The organism is Clostridium chromiireducens, assembly GCF_003575225.1.
Classification (GTDB): Bacteria; Bacillota; Clostridia; order Clostridiales; family Clostridiaceae; genus Clostridium; species Clostridium chromiireducens.
The window spans coordinates 608,240-624,681 of sequence record NZ_QXDJ01000001.1 but is presented as its reverse complement, the minus strand read 5'-3'; the positions used below and the strand labels follow the sequence as shown (position 1 = coordinate 624,681).

Below are 16,442 nucleotides of genomic sequence, written 5' to 3'. Positions count from 1 at the left end.
TATTGGTATGGATAAATTGTTGTTAATTTAGAAGTGAGATAAATACTAGATTTTGAACATAAAAATTAGAAAGATGCCGATATTTAATGAGAAGGGTAAATGGGGGAGAACATGATTAAGAATATAATATTTGATATAGGAAATGTAATGTTAGAGTTTGATCCAAAAACATATGTTAAATCCAAAATTGGTGAAGATAAATTAGAAGAAATATATAAATGTATTTTTCAAAGCGAAGAATGGCCAATGCTTGATAGAGGAGTAATCACAGAAAAAGAAGCTATAAAGAACATAGTTTCTAGAAATTTTGAAAATGAAAATTTATTAAACATGGTGTTAGAAAATTGGTATGAAATGTTGATACAAATAGAAACCAGTGTGGATATCTTAAGAAAATTAAAGGAAAAAAAGTATAACGTTTATTACTTATCTAATTTTCACTTAGCGGCATTTGAATATATAAATAAGAAGTATGGTTTATTTGAATTGTTTAACGGTGGTGTAGTTTCATATAAAGAAAAGTTGCTAAAGCCAGAAAAAGAAATATATGAAAAAATTATAAAAAAGTATAAATTAGAAATAGATTCAACAGTTTTTGTTGATGATATGGAAGAAAATGTTGAAGCAGCTATTAAACTTGGATTAAAAGGAATTGTGTTAAAAAATCCAGTAGATCTACAAATAGAATTGGAAAAATTAAATATTAGTATTTAGATATAAGGCACAAGAAGATTAATCATGTATTAAAGTATATTTATTGGATAACATAATGTATAATATATGTTCCAATAAGGATTAAGTTTATAATGAATATTTTATTAGAAACTCGTATCATAATGATATGAGTTTTTTTCTAAAAGTGTTAAAATAATAAAGTAAGCATAAATAATGAATATATATGTTTATAGGAAAAAAATAAAATTTATACGAACTTAATCGATGTAAGGAGATGTATTAATGAGTGATTTACGTGACCTAAAGGAATTGACGAAAGCGAAAGCAGACCAAGAGATGCAAGAATTGAAAGATAAAATTATAGAAAGATTAAGCTCAATTAAAAGAGATGGAATAGATGAATTAATAAAATACCTTGTGGAAAGAACAGATTATTTTACAGCACCAGCATCTACAAAATTTCATTCGAATTATGATGGAGGCCTCGCATATCATTCCGATAATGTAGTTGAATTACTAATCCAAAAAAATAAACAGTATAAGATAGGATTAAGTAATGATACGATGTATTTAACAGGATATTTACATGATCTTTGTAAATGTAACCTTTATGAAAAAACTATGAGGTTAAAAAAAGATGAGATGACAGGAAAATGGATAGGGTATGCATCTTATGAGTTTGATGATAAGATCCCTCTAGGGCATGGAGAAAAAAGTGTAATTTTACTTCAGCAATTTGTTAAGTTATCATTAGAAGAATGTTTAATGATAAGATGGCATATGGGAGCGTATGTACCTAAGGATGAATATAGAGATTATAATAAAGCTATAGAAATGTATAAATCAGTTTTAGCTTTTAGCAATGCTGATGCTGAAGCTTCGCATTTCTTAGAAGAAGTTAGAGAGCCAGAAATTTATTCTATAGAAGAATATAATCAATATGTAAAAGAAAGAGCAATGAGAAAAAATAGTTAATGATATATTGATTTATTTGCAAAGGAAATCAGAGGAATTTAAAATAAAACAGAGTATAATCGAGTTTAAATAAATTTATTAAAGCTATTAAAGAAATATTGTCATAAACAGTAGCATTTTTAAAGATAATATAGTAAAATGTCAATGTTGTATGATAAATAGAACTTAATTTATGCCAGAAAGGTTGTGATGTTAGGGTTGGAAAACAAGCTGAAGTTATACGGCTTTAACAACCTCACAAAAACACTTAGCTTTAACATCTATGATGTATGCTATGCAAAAAGTGAGCGCGAGCAAAAGGACTATATTGCTTATATTGATGAGCAATACAATTCAGAAAGACTTACTAGAATTCTGTGTGATGTAACGGAAAGTATTGGCGCACATGTACTTAATATTTCAAAACAAGACTATGATCCTCAGGGAGCAAGTGTAACTATTCTAGTATCAGAGCAGACTCTAGCAGTCAAAGAAATAGATGCATCTTGTAATAAAGGTGAAATTGACATTTTGAATACTAGGGATACTGTTGTAGGTCACTTAGATAAGAGTCATGTTACTGTGCATACTTACCCAGAGTATCATCCAGATAACTCAATTGCTACTTTTCGTGTTGATATTGATGTAGCCACTTGTGGAGAGGTTTCTCCTTTAAATGCATTAAACTATCTTATAGGAAGTTTTGATTCAGACATCATAACAATAGATTATCGTGTAAGAGGCTTTACTCGAGATGTTGATGGTAAGAAACTGTTTATTGATCACAAAATAACATCAATACAAGATTATATTGATGAAGGCACTTTGAAGAAATACGATGCAATGGATATAAATGTATATCAATCGAATATATTTCATACTAAAATGTTAATTAAAGAAATTGAACTTCAAAATTATCTTTTTAATAGAGATGTTTATGAAATTAGGCCAAAACAAAGGCTTGAAATTGAAAACAACTTAAGGAAAGAGATGATTGAGATTTTTAGTGGAACTAATATATATTAATGGGGGGATGAATGGAAATGAAGAATAAAGAATCCCACTCAAGAGCACCAATTTATGAAGCGTTAGTAGAATATAAAAAGGCTAGGGTGGTTCCATTTGATGTACCAGGACATAAGCAAGGACGAGGAAATGATATGCTTAGGGAATTTCTGGGGGAACAATGTCTATCAGTAGATGTAAATTCAATGAAACCACTTGATAACCTTATTCACCCGGTATCAGTTATAAGAGAGGCTGAAGAGCTTGCAGCTGATGCATTTGGTTCAAAACACGCATTCTTAATGGTAAATGGAACAAGTTCAGCAGTTCAGGCAATGGTTATGAGTGTATGTAAAAAAGGCGAAAAGATTATAATGCCTCGTAATGTGCATAGAAGTGCTATAAATGCTTTAATAATTAGCGGAGCAATTCCAGTTTATATAAATCCAGGTACAAATAAGCAGCTTGGAATACCACTTGGTATGTCAGTTGAAGATGTAAAAAGAGCAATTAAAGAAAACCCAGATGCAAAAGCGATATTCGTTAATAATCCGACTTATTATGGGATCTGCTCAAATTTAAAAGAAATAACAAAACTAGCTCATGAAAATGGAATGTATGTACTAGTAGATGAGGCGCATGGGACGCATTTTTATTTTGGAGAAGACATGCCAATGTCAGCTGTTGCTGCAGGAGCGGATATGGCAGCAGTTAGCATGCATAAAACTGGTGGTTCTTTGACTCAAAGTTCTTTTTTATTGCTTAATTGTGACCTGCAAATTGGATATGTTCGTCAAATAATTAATTTGACTCAAACTACAAGCGGTTCGTATCTTTTAATGTCATCACTTGACTTGGCAAGAAGAGATCTTGTGCTTCATGGTAAAGAAATTTTCAAAAAGGTGAAGGAAATTTCTGAATATGCTAGAGGTGAAATTAATAAAATTGGTGGTTATTATGCTTTTTCTAAGGAACTAATTGATAATGACGCGGTTTATGACTTTGACACAACAAAGTTATCTGTATTTACTAGAGAAATAGGTCTTGCTGGAATAGAAGTATATGACCTATTAAGAGATGAATATGGTATACAAATTGAACTAGGGGATATTGCTAATATTTTAGCAATAATTTCTGTTGGAGATCGTAGCCTTGCGATCGAAAGATTGATATCTTCGTTATCTGAGATTAAGAGATTACATTCAACAGATAAAATGGGAATGTTTGATCATGAGTATATAGACCCAGAAGTTATACTAACTCCTCAGGAGGCTTTTTATTCGCAAAAAACTTCAGTTCCATTAAATGAAAGCAATGATAAAATATGTGCTGAGTTTGTTATGTGTTATCCACCAGGAATACCGATTCTTGCTCCGGGAGAAAAGATAACAAAGGAAATATTGGATTATATAAGTTATGCAAAAGAAAAAGGCTGTTTTTTAACTGGAACGGAAGATACTAAAATTGAAAATATTAATATTGTGGAGGACAAGTAAATGGAGTTATGGTATACAGAACAACATACAGAAAATGTAAGATTTTCAATTAAAGTTGAAAAGGAAATACATACTGAAAAAACTGAATTCCAAAGAATAGATGTACTTGAAGCTAAGGAATTCGGAAGGTTTTTCACACTAGATGGATTAATGATGGTAACTGAAAAAGATGAATTTATTTACCATGATATGATAGTTCATGTACCAATGGCGACTAATCCAAATATTAAAAATGTTTTAGTTATAGGTGCTGGTGACGGTGGAACAATAAGAGAACTTGCAAGATATGACTCAGTTGAAAAAATAGACATGGTTGAAATTGATGAGAGAGTTGTTGATGTTTGTAGGGAATACTTTCCACTAACTGCATGTATGCTTGACGATAAAAGAGTAAATAAATTTTATGAAGATGGCTTGAAATTTATAAGAGATAAGGAAAACGAATATGATTTAATCATAGTAGATTCTACAGATCCTTTTGGACCAGGGGAAGGATTATTTACTAAGGAGTTCTATGGGAATTGCTATAAAGCATTAAAAGAAGATGGAATTTTAGTTAATCAACATGAAAGTCCATACTATGATAATGATGCAGCTGCAATGAAAGAAGCTCACGAAAAAATAACAAAATTCTTTCCAATCATTAGGGTATATCAAGCTCATATTCCAACATATCCATCAGGACATTGGTTATTTGGATTTGCTTCAAAAAAATACCATCCTATTAAGGATTTAAATGCAGAGGCGTGGAATAAATTAGGAATAAAAACAAAATACTATAATACAGATCTTCATGTAGGCTGCTTTGCATTGCCAACTTACGTTAAAGATATGTTAAGTGGACTTACTGATTAGAATAATTATTATATAATAGAATTAGATTGTTTGCTAAATTCAGTTGGAATATAAGTTTCAACTGAAAAGTTTCACTTTATAGAAAATGGAGGAATCAAAATGGGAAAAGCTTTAATTATTGGTGCTGGTGGTGTTGCTAGCGTTGCTATTCATAAATGTTGTCAAAACTCAGAGGTATTCGAGGAAATTTGTATAGCTAGTAGAACATTATCAAAATGTGATGCTATAAAGGCTTCATTAGAAGGAAAGACTAAAACTATAATACATACAGCTCAAGTAGATGCTGATAATGTGCCAGAATTAGTAGCTCTTATAAATAAATTTAAACCAGAAGTAGTAATAAACCTTGCACTTCCATATCAAGATTTAACAATCATGGATGCTTGTTTAGAAACAAAAGTTCATTATGTAGATACAGCTAATTATGAACCACTTGATACAGCTAAGTTTGAATATAAGTGGCAATGGGCATATAGAGAAAAATTTGAAAAAGCAGGTTTAACTGCATTACTTGGAAGCGGATTCGATCCAGGTGTTACTGGGGTATTCAGTGCTTATGCTCAAAAACATTATTTTGATGAAATAAATTATATTGATATATTAGATGCTAATGCTGGTGACCATGGATATCCATTTGCAACTAACTTTAACCCAGAAATAAATATTCGTGAAATCACGGCTCCAGGTAGTTATTGGGAAGAAGGTAAATGGATAGAAACAGAACCTCTTGAAATAAAGAAAGTTTATGATTTCCCAGAAATAGGACCAAAGGACATGTATTTATTACATCATGAAGAATTAGAATCTTTAGGAATAAATATTAAAGGAATTAAGAGAATTAGATTCTGGATGACATTCTCTCAAAAGTATATAACGCATTTAAATGTACTTGAAAATGTTGGTATGACTTCAATTGAACCAATTGAATTTGAAGGAAAGCAAATAGTACCATTACAATTCCTAAAAGCAGTTTTACCAGATCCAGCATCACTTGGACCAAGAACAAAAGGTAAAACTAATATAGGATGTATTTTCCAAGGTAAAAAAGATGGAAAAGACAAAACTTATTATGTTTACAATGTTTGTGATCATGAAGAGTGTTATAAAGAAGTTGGATCTCAAGCAATTTCTTATACAACTGGAGTTCCAGCTATGATAGGTGCAAGCTTAATCCTAAGAGGCTTATGGAAGAAACCAGGAGTATATAATGTAGAAGAATTTGATCCAGATCCATTTATGGAAGAATTAAATAAATGGGGATTACCATGGAAAGAAGATTTTGCTCCAACTTTAGTTAAATAAACTTGCGAAACTTCTTAATTATGTGATAACTAAGCGAAATCAAATACATTTGTATTCCACAGGACTAATGAAAATTTTGCTGAAGGTTCTAAATGCCAGGTTGTACCCATTCCTGCCTGTTCCAAATGTTAATTGTGACAGGCAGAGAATGGAACAACCTGGCTTAAGAACCTTAAACAGCTCATTTTCAAATGTATTTGATTTCTATTATAGGTACGCACATAAGTTTAGCAAATCCATGTGAATTTTACCTAATGAAAAGTAATATTAAGTAAAAAGTTTCTAGAGATAAAATTATAAATTATAGAATAAGAAAAAGGTGTTGGAAAATTTTTGAGAGATTATTGGCACGACTTATTGTTGTCATTTATATAGATAACATACTATGAATTATATTTATACTTTTAAATATATCTTAACTAGAAATGAGTAACATACTTTTGTGGAATGTTTCATAAGGAATTTTTATGGTTGTGATTCTTAGATTAAAAGTTGTTCCAAATATGCTAGTTCAAAGCTTGTCTTTGAAGCTAGCATTTTGGGTACAACTTTTGGTCTTAGAATCACCCATCAAATTCCTTAGAAACTGGAATAAAAGTATGTTACTCATTTCGATAAGTCATATGTTAAAGTGAAATTATCATTTTTGTTATCTATAAAACATAATTAAAAAGGTTTGGTGATTTGATGAAAGATATAGATTTAAGTAAGTTACCATCACCATGTTATGTGGTTGATGAAAGGCTTATTAAAAAGAATTTGGAAGCGTTAGATTATGTGCAAAAGGAAACTGGTGCAAATATTATACTTGCAACAAAGGCGTTCTCGATGTTTTCAACTTTCCCTTTAATAGGAAAATATTTAAAAGGTGTTACATCAAGTTCGTTACATGAAGCTAGACTTGGATATGAAGAAATGGGTAAGGAAGTACATATTTACGCACCTGCATATAGGGAAGATGAATTTGATGAAATAATGAAATATAGTGATCATATAGTATTTAATTCATTTAGCCAGTGGAAAAAATATAAAGATAAGGTTAAGAACTATGAAGGAAAGAAAATTGAATGTGCTATTCGGATTAATCCTGAGTATTCTGAGATAGAGACAGATATATACAATCCATGTTTTGAGAATTCAAGAATGGGAGTTACGTTAGCTAACTTTGAAGAAGATGAACTTGATGGAATAGATGGATTACATTTTCATACAATGTGTGAGCAGAATTCTGATACCCTTGAACGTACAATAAAAGTGGTAGATGAGAAATTTGGAAAGTACATTAAGAAAATGAAATGGATTAACTTTGGTGGAGGTCATCATATTACTAGAGAAGATTATGATTTAGAGACTCTAATAAGATCTATTAACTTCATAAAAGATAAGTATGGGGTAGAAGTGTATCTTGAACCAGGTGAAGCCATTGCTTTAAATACAGGCTTTTTAGTAGCGACGGTTTTAGATACGATGAAAAATGGAATGGATATAGCAATATTAGATACATCGGCTGAATGTCATATGCCAGATGTACTTGCAATGCCTTATAGGCCTAATATTATAGATTCTGGGAAACCAAATGAATTTGAATTTACTTATAGATTTGCAGGGCCAACTTGCCTTGCAGGTGATATTATAGGGGATTATTCATTTAAGGAACCATTAAAGCCAGGAGATAAGCTTGTATTTTGTGATATGGCTATTTATTCAATGGTTAAAAATAATACCTTTAATGGAGTTAATCTTCCTGCAATTGTAAAGTATAGCGAGGAAAAAGGTGTTGAAGTAATAAAAGAATTCGGATATGAAGATTTTAAATCTAGATTATCGTAATCTTATACAATCAAAGAGTAAGAAGTGTGAGATAAATCCATGATTTGGAAAAATGCAAATTGTTTTATAATAATATTCTAAAAGACGAAAATGAATCAATTGTTCAATGGATAATAAGATGTCGAGTAGTTTCAAAAATGAGAGAGTATATATTTCTAATAAAAGAGATATATACTCTTTTATTATGTGAAAATTTACAATTATTATTTTACACAAAAAAATATTAAAGGAAAGAATATTTTAAAAATAAAAAATCTCATAAAATTTAATTGTAGTGAGATTTATTGTTAAGAAAAATTTAATATTACTTATATTGAAGCTAATTATGATATAATATGATAAATATTTATAAATAAGATCAAAAAAAGTCAAATCATTAGGGGAAATTTTAATTATTTTTTTGTTGCAATGTTGGAGAATTTAACTAAAAAACAAGGGGGTAGATTTTATGAAAAGAAATATTTTACTAGTATCATTAGTGGTTTTGATCGCACTTTTAATTGTTGGAGGATATAAAATTTTTAATGGTAAAAAAGAACCGTTAAATCCATCGCGGCCTATAACTATAACAGTTTGGCACTATTATAATGGCAATACTAAAGATAAATTTGATGCACTGATAAATAAATTTAATGAAACTATTGGGGTAGAGCGTGGAATTGTTGTCGAGGCAAAGAGTCATGGAGATGTTAATCAGTTAGCGAATGCCGTGTATGATGCTGCAAATAAAACTATAGGTTCACAGGTGATGCCAGATATTTTTGCTGCATATCCTGATAATGCGTATAGAACCAATAAGCTCTGTGGGCTTGTGGAGTTAGAACAATATTTTTCACAAGATGAACTAAAGGAATTTCGTAAGGAGTTTTTAGAAGAAGGTAGATTTGGGGCAGATCAAAAATTAAGAATACTTCCTATAGCAAAATCCACTGAAATATTATATTTAAATAAAACTTATTGGGATAAATTTTCAGAAGAAACTGGAGCAAACCTTGATGATCTTAATAATTGGGAAGGCGTTGTTAGAACTTCTGAAAAATATAAAAATTATAGTGGAAGAGCTTTTTTGAGCATTGATGGAAATGCTAATTATATGTTGTCTGCTTCCATGCAGTTAGGAACAGAGTTTTATACTTATTCTGGGGATAGAGCAAAGCTCAATTTTAGCAAAGACATAGCCCATAAAATATGGGAAAATTATTACATACCTTATTTAAAAGGATATTTCATAAAAAGTGGAAGATTTAGTTCAGATGATGCTAAAACTGGAACTGTTTTAGCATATACAGGTTCAACAGCTGGGGCAGCATATTTTCCAAAACAGGTTGCTTTTAGTGAGAAAGAAGTATATCCAATAGATATTATTACATTGCCATATCCACACTTTGAAAATGGAAAACCTTATGCTATACAACAAGGAGCAGGAATGTGTATTACTAAAAGCGATAAAGCACATGAATATGCTTCAGCATTATTTCTAAAGTGGTTCACAGAACCAGAACAAAACATTGATTTTGCTGTTTCTACCTCATATTTTCCAGTAAAAAATGAATCTCTTGTAAAAAATAAGATATTACCATTGGTTGATAAAACAGAAGTTTCAAATGAAGCTATTAAAAAATCTATTAATACAACTCTTGATATGCTTGATACTCATATTCTATATGGAAATAGACCTTTTGATGGAAGTTATGATATGCGTGCATTATTAGAGAATAATCTATTTAATTTTGTACAAAAAGACTTAGAAAAATTAGAAGCAAGAGTAGCGACGGGTGAAGAACGCTCAAAAGTTATAGAATCATTAATTTCAGAGGAAAATTTTAATAGATGGTATCAGCAGTTTAGTCAAGAAGTAGAAAAGATTATGTCTAAATAAAGAAAGGCTTGAGGAAAATGAATTTTACGAGGTTTGATAAGAAATCAATAATATTTAAATTAACCTCTTTCGTTATAGTGATTATTATATTTCAGGCTATCTTGTTAATTGCCACAATTGTTCTTGGTGGTGTATTAAGTCAGGGAAAAGATATAGCTTATAGTTCGTTATCTGATAAAGTAAGTAATAGAAAAGATTATATGCAGAGAGAAATGAGCAATCGTTGGATAAATATGGATGCATATGTGTCGGAAATATCGAAATCTATATCTAAAAATGGCAATAATGAGATATTCTTTAGTGATGCAGCTAAATATTTGATTTCAATGTTAAGGACAACACAAACTACAGGAGTATTTCTCATTTTAAATGATGAGAATAACAAAGGGGAACATTCTGCTCTCTATTTAAGAGATTATGATCCTTTATTCAATGATTATAATAATAAAGATTTATATTTTCTAATAGGACCTTATGAATTGGCAAAGGAGATTAATGTACCTCTAGATGAAGACTGGAATTACAGAATGAAATTAACAGAAGATAATGAAGATTTTTATAGAAAGCCTTATGAAAAAGCTTATTTATCAAACGATTCTAAATTATTAAGTTACTGGAGTGTACCATTTAAGTTGTTCCCAAAGGATCAACAAATAATCACTTATTCGGAACCATTCTTTGATAAAGATAACAACTTAAGAGGTGTCATAGGTGTTGAAATTTCGGTAAGTTATCTTACGCAGGCTTTACCTGCAACAGATTTACAGCAAAAAGATTCATTAGGATACCTAATTGGATATAAAAGAAAAAATGAAGATGAAATAACACCTGTAATAATGACTGGTGCTCTTCAAAAACGAATGATTGATTCGGATAAAAAAATTTCACTAACCCATATAAGTCCAGAGAAAGATATTTATAGAATTGAAAATAGTAATAGCAAGGATGATATTTATGGATGTATAGAAAAGATTGGATTATATAAAAGTAATACTCCATTTGAGGAGGAAGAGTGGTATCTTGTAGGAATGATGACAGAACACTCATTATTTAGCCATGTTTTAAAAATTAAAAATATATTATGGATATCTTTATCGATTTCTATTTTAATTGGAATAATAGGTGGTTACATAATCAGTTACAAATTTACAAAACCAATTATAAAATTAGCTAAGCAAGTACGAGAAAGTGATAAAAGTAAAGCCATAAGGCTTGAAGCTACTGGATTGTCGGAGGTTGACGAACTATCGAGCACAATACAGTTTGCAAACAATGCTCTTCTAGAATCAACAGTAAAGATGTCTCAGATAATAGATTTGGTTGGAGTTCCTATAGGTGCTTATGAATATAAGGAAGAAAGAGATCGAGTTTTTGTTACAGATCAGTTAAAAGTACTACTTTCGATTGATGATAGTGAAATGATAAAGATAGTTTCTGATAAAGCTCTATTTATAGAAAAAATAAATAAAATTTTAAGCCGTCAACAAGAAGATGGTGTTTATATAGTAAGTGAAGCCCCAGATAAGTATGTAAAATTCAAGACCGTCAAAAATTCTGATAGCACTATAGGAGTTGTATTAGATGTTACAGAAGAAATTATAGAAAAAAATATGATTAAAGAAGAAAGAGATTATGATCCTCTTACAAAGATTTATAATAGAAAAGCCATTCAAATACGTATTCAAGAAATGCTTTCTAATATTGAAACTTTAGGGACTTGTGGAATTTTAATGTTTGACTTAGATAATTTAAAGACTATGAATGATACATATGGGCATAAATGGGGAGATATCTATATCAAAGCAGCTGTAGAACAGTTAAAAACCATTGGGAATGATAAAAAAGTACTGGGAAGAAGATCTGGTGATGAATTTGTTTTATTCTTATATGGATTTTCAAATAAGGAAGAGCTAAAGGCTTTGATTGATAATTTTTACATGAATCTAGAAAATTATCCACTAATCTTACCAGATGGTAAAGTTAAAACTGTTACTATTTCAGCAGGGTTAATGTGGGTTGAGAGTGCAGAGCTAACTTACGATGAACTGCTTCATTATGCAGATGAAGCCTTATATAAAGCAAAGAAGTCTTATAAAGGTACTTGCTGTATACATGAATCACTATAATTTGAAAATTAAGAAAAATATATCTTGAAAGAATGATTAGCCTACATAAAATATTCTTTTCAAGAGATAATAATAATTAATTAGGGATGACAAAAAATTATATGTGGGAATAAAAAATAAGGTGGTCGTGAATTGAATCACCTTGTTTTTGCTTAAATTTATATAATGAGAGGAGAAGAACGAAATTTATTTTAATGAACATAATATTTTATAAATTTCCATACTCAATTTTGTATTTGTGATATAATATTATTAGGTGAGTTTTACGAAACTTTGTAAAATAATATTACGTTATGGAAAATAGTTAACGTTAACAATAAAGTTGTGATAAAAATTTTTATGATTTTTAATAATAAAAAATCTAAAGAGGAATAATCTTAATACTGTACACTAAAGAATATGAAGAGGAGAAAAAACATGAAAAAAGATAAGAATTATCTATCAACAATTCTAATTATAGCAGCTGCAGGTTTTAGCTTATATATTATTGCACAAAATTTTATGTCAAAAGCTGATCAAGGTGAAACTAAAGCAGCTTTACCATTAATTATTCCAGCATTAGTCTTACTTATACCTTTAGCTATAGCGCTTATAATAATAATTTCAAGAGAAGTGAAGTATAAAAGAGCACTAGCAAATGGAGTAAAAAGTGTAGGATTCATTAGAAAAGTAAAAGAAACGGGAAATCACTCGGGAAGAAAGGCAGAAGTAAAAATAGAACTTGATATCTTGGGCGAGAATTATAAAAAATTTTACGGAGATGTAACAACAATTGTTCGTTCGGCAGAATTAGAGTTCCTAAAAAAAGGAGAGCCGGTTCCGGTTATTTATAAACTAAATAATAATAAAGAAATATCAATAGATAGAAAACCAAATGTAAACGAACTTAAGGATAAAATTGAGAGTTACAAGGTACAGAATAATGTTAAATAATTAAAATTAATAAATATTAAAGAAAATAACAAGATCAAAATACCATGATGAAAAATAGGGATTGGTAGAAAGACTTGTTATTTTTTGTTATGTCTAAATTTAGGTATATATATTATAAGCTTTAGCAAATACTAAACATATATAAACAAACACGCAAAATAATAAAGAGAGGAGTCAAAACTAATTATAGATATCCAAATAAAGCATTTGACTTATGTGATAAACATATTTACAAATTTGCTAAAACTTTAAGTTATCTCATAAGTTTTAGTTTGTTTATCTATATGCTGGTTTTTAAATAAGATATGTTTGTACCTAAAAGAATTATATTTGAAAAAGATTCATTAGATTATGACACTGGTAAAGAAATTTTAAATAAATTTAAGGATAAAGATGATGTTGAAATTATAAATGTAACTTCAAATAAATTAAAACAGCATATCCCGGGAGAAGACTTTTATGCTCAATATAGGGAAGGAAAAAAGACTTTAGTAGTTGGAGCAAAGAAGAGTTTGAAATTTCAATCCTGTAAACCTTCGGCACATTATCAGCTGCCACTAATATCAGGATGTATGGGACAGTGTGAATACTGTTATTTAAATACAAAACTCGGAGACAAACCTTTTGTCAAAGTTCATGTAAATATCGATGAGATCTTAGCGCAGGCTAAAAAATATATAGATGAGAGATTACCTGAAATAACTATATTTGAAGGGGCGGCTACATCTGATCCTATACCTGTAGAGCCTTACACACATTCTCTTGAGAAGGCTATAGTATTCTTTGGAAAGAACCAAAATGCCAGATTTAGGTTTGTAACAAAGTATAACGATGTAGATACTTTACTGGATTTAGAACATAATGGTCATACTGAAATAAGATTTAGTATTAATACATCTTCAGTTATAGATAAATATGAACATGCAACAGCTTCTAGAGATCTAAGAATAGAGGCGAGTATAAAAGCGGCTAAAGCAGGGTATCCAATAGGTTTTTTGGTTGCGCCTGTATTTCTTTATCCAAATTGGAAAGAAGAGTATCATGATTTATTACTAAGTTTAAGTAGTAAATTACCAAAAGATTTAAAAACACCAGTAACTTTTGAGATAATATCTCATCGCTATACCTCAACAGCTAAAAATATAATACTTCAAGTATTTCCTGAAAGTGAACTACCAATGAACGATGAAGAACGCAAATTTAAATATGGTCAGTTCGGATATGGAAAGTATGTATATCAAAAAGAAAATATAGATGAAATTAAACAATTTTTTATAGAAGAAATAGAAAAGCTATTTGAAAATAATGAAGTTAAATATGTTATATGATCCAAAGTCATATTTATCAAATACAATATCTCATCGCAGTATATTAAAAAATGGCGGACTTACATAAGCTCCGCCATTTGTTAATAATTCTAATATTATTAGAATTATAGAATTTGAATATGGAAATTTGTGTAAGATAATAATTTTATGTGCATTTAATTTGTGTGGAACTGATACCTTGTGAAAATTTGAAATTATATTTTGAATATAATACTTTGGAAATATTGAAATTTAACGGGATAGGAAGGACTAGATAATACTTATAATTTAGCCTGTTAGGTTTGGTATGAGAAAAACTTATATGCAATAAGTTATTTGTTTATAAAAAGGACTTGACACAATCTGTATGGAACTGATATCATAAATGTGAAAACGATTTTAAATAATATGACGAAGAAGAAAAGATAAAACAATATATAATTTAAAAATGATATTAATATAAGGCAAAAAAATGTATATGTTAACAGGTTAACATATACATTCAGGATTCGAGTGTAAAAAATGTTTGAAGTTTATTTAGTAGTATTAGGTTGTTTGACCTTGAGATAGCATTACAGGCAATTTTATGTCACTAGGAACTATAGTGCTATCGTTATTAATTAGATATAGCAGAGTCGACACTGCGGAATTTGCTATATCTCTTATAGGTTGTTTGATTGTAGTGAGAATCGGAGCAATGATGCTTCCGATAGCAATTCCATCATAGCCTATAATTTTTACATCACTAGGTACTTTTAAGTTGCGGAAGGATAATTCTTTTATTACTGCAAATGCTATGGTATCAACAGCAAATATGCCATCAACGTTTGGATTAGCATCTAATGCTGTTTTTATAAAAGGTAGATAGTTTTCGAATGAAAAGAAATTTACTGGAAATTCTATATTTACACAATTAATATTATTATTTTTCATTATTTCAGAGAATGTAGAGTTCTTTTCATTTGCAGGTGTAGCTACTTGAGTGTTCCCTATAAATTGAATGACATTTTTGCAGCCGAGGCGTATAAACTCGTTTGCAGCTAAGGAACCGCCTTGAGTGTGATCGGCAGATATTACAGGTATATCTTTTCCAAGGAATCTGTCCAAAGCAATAATTGGAAGCTTTAACTTTGTGTATTCTTCTAATTTTAAAGTGTGGCTCCCGATAATTATTCCATCAACTTGATTTCTTTGTAACATAGCGATATATTCTTTTTCACGAATGCAGTTATTACTTGCATTACATAAGAGCAGTTTGTAACCATTCATGTATAAAGCTTCTTCGATATGTTTTGCTTCTTCAGCGTAAAATGGAATGCTTACATCAGGTAATATTAATCCAATTAAATTAGATTTTTTTGTATATAAACTTTTAGCCATTTCATTTGGGTGGTAATTTAATTCTTCCATGGCATCATATACTTTCTTTCTTGTGCTTTCGGATATGTAGCCTCTATTATTCATGATTCTAGATACTGTCGTTACTGAAACACCAGCACGATTAGCAACGTCTTTTATGTTAGGCAAAAGATCACTTCCTTACGTATTAAAAAATTACTATATTAAATATAACTTGAAAAGAGAAAAAAATCTATAGCAATATGTTAACATGAGTTGACATATAAAAAAAGAAAAGTTTATGTTTATAGTAATTCTTGTTGGGGCATAACGATTTAACTACAAGCACTTGGAATAGGCTGAATGATGAAAGAAATATTACAAAAAGGTTCATGCACGGGATTTGTGAATTGAATGGATGAAATCGCTTTAGAGTGCGTAAAGTCAGTGTATATAAAGAATTGTCAGCCTTTAGTTACTTTTAGTGAAAGTATATTTTTTCTATGAATCCTTATGAAAAAGATAGTGAAGTGTAAAAAAAGATTTGTTATACAAAAAAGAGTTAATTGTTATATGGGTATAAAAAATCAAGGAATTTTTTTAAAAATGTATGACAACCCGTTGACATGTTGTTAACGTGGATATATAATAAATTCAAATAGTAAATGTTTTCAAGAGTGAATTGATATTTATAACGATATTTATAATTTAATCCATTCCTAGGGTTTTAGGATCGGAAAAA

12 protein-coding genes are annotated in these 16,442 nt (G+C 29.7%); 11 read left to right on the top strand and 1 reads right to left on the bottom strand.

What is annotated here, in order from left to right:
- Nucleotides 1–111 precede the first annotated feature (111 nt).
- The 11 genes from D2A34_RS02585 (at nt 112) to splB (ending at nt 14,383) form a co-directional block, all read left to right on the top strand.
- Entirely contained in the window at nt 112–714 is a 603-nt protein-coding gene (locus D2A34_RS02585; protein WP_079440352.1) for an HAD family hydrolase, read from the top strand.
- Nucleotides 715–957: 243 nt separating this feature from the next.
- On the top strand, nt 958–1,650 hold the full coding sequence (locus D2A34_RS02580; protein WP_079440351.1) for a hypothetical protein: 693 nt from the start codon (nt 958–960) through the stop codon (nt 1,648–1,650).
- 186 nt (nt 1,651–1,836) lie between these two features.
- Nucleotides 1,837–2,655, top strand: a complete 819-nt coding sequence (gene speD / locus D2A34_RS02575; protein ID WP_182629296.1) for an adenosylmethionine decarboxylase — start codon at nt 1,837–1,839, stop codon at nt 2,653–2,655.
- A 17-nt stretch (nt 2,656–2,672) separates the two neighbouring features.
- Nucleotides 2,673–4,130 (top strand): aminotransferase class I/II-fold pyridoxal phosphate-dependent enzyme, encoded by a 1,458-nt coding sequence (locus D2A34_RS02570; RefSeq protein WP_079440392.1) that lies wholly within the window; start codon nt 2,673–2,675, stop codon nt 4,128–4,130.
- A complete protein-coding gene (gene speE, locus D2A34_RS02565) occupies nt 4,131–4,985 on the top strand; it encodes a polyamine aminopropyltransferase (RefSeq protein ID WP_079440349.1) in 855 nt (284 codons plus the stop codon).
- Nucleotides 4,986–5,084: 99 nt separating this feature from the next.
- The gene (locus D2A34_RS02560; RefSeq protein ID WP_079440348.1) at nt 5,085–6,287 is read left to right on the top strand and encodes a saccharopine dehydrogenase family protein; all 1,203 of its coding nucleotides are present in this window, start codon (nt 5,085–5,087) and stop codon (nt 6,285–6,287) included.
- Nucleotides 6,288–6,974: 687 nt separating this feature from the next.
- A complete protein-coding gene (gene nspC / locus D2A34_RS02555) occupies nt 6,975–8,117 on the top strand; it encodes a carboxynorspermidine decarboxylase (RefSeq protein ID WP_119365639.1) in 1,143 nt (380 codons plus the stop codon).
- Nucleotides 8,118–8,565: 448 nt separating this feature from the next.
- Complete coding sequence (locus D2A34_RS02550) at nt 8,566–9,996, top strand: extracellular solute-binding protein (protein ID WP_119365638.1); 1,431 nt, start codon at nt 8,566–8,568, stop codon at nt 9,994–9,996.
- 17 nt (nt 9,997–10,013) lie between these two features.
- A complete protein-coding gene (locus D2A34_RS02545) occupies nt 10,014–12,122 on the top strand; it encodes a sensor domain-containing diguanylate cyclase (protein ID WP_079440345.1) in 2,109 nt (702 codons plus the stop codon).
- A 417-nt stretch (nt 12,123–12,539) separates the two neighbouring features.
- Nucleotides 12,540–13,055, top strand: a complete 516-nt coding sequence (locus D2A34_RS02540) for a hypothetical protein (protein ID WP_079440344.1) — start codon at nt 12,540–12,542, stop codon at nt 13,053–13,055.
- Between the two features lie 305 nt (nt 13,056–13,360).
- Nucleotides 13,361–14,383 (top strand): spore photoproduct lyase, encoded by a 1,023-nt coding sequence (gene splB, locus D2A34_RS02535; RefSeq protein ID WP_079440343.1) that lies wholly within the window; start codon nt 13,361–13,363, stop codon nt 14,381–14,383.
- A gap of 525 nt (nt 14,384–14,908) precedes the next feature.
- On the opposite strand, the gene D2A34_RS02530 is transcribed toward splB, so the two are convergent.
- Nucleotides 14,909–15,889 carry a LacI family DNA-binding transcriptional regulator gene (locus D2A34_RS02530; protein ID WP_119365637.1) on the bottom strand — a complete coding sequence of 327 codons (981 nt, stop codon included), beginning with the start codon at nt 15,887–15,889 and terminating at the stop codon, nt 14,909–14,911.
- Between the last annotated feature and the right edge of the window lie 553 nt (nt 15,890–16,442).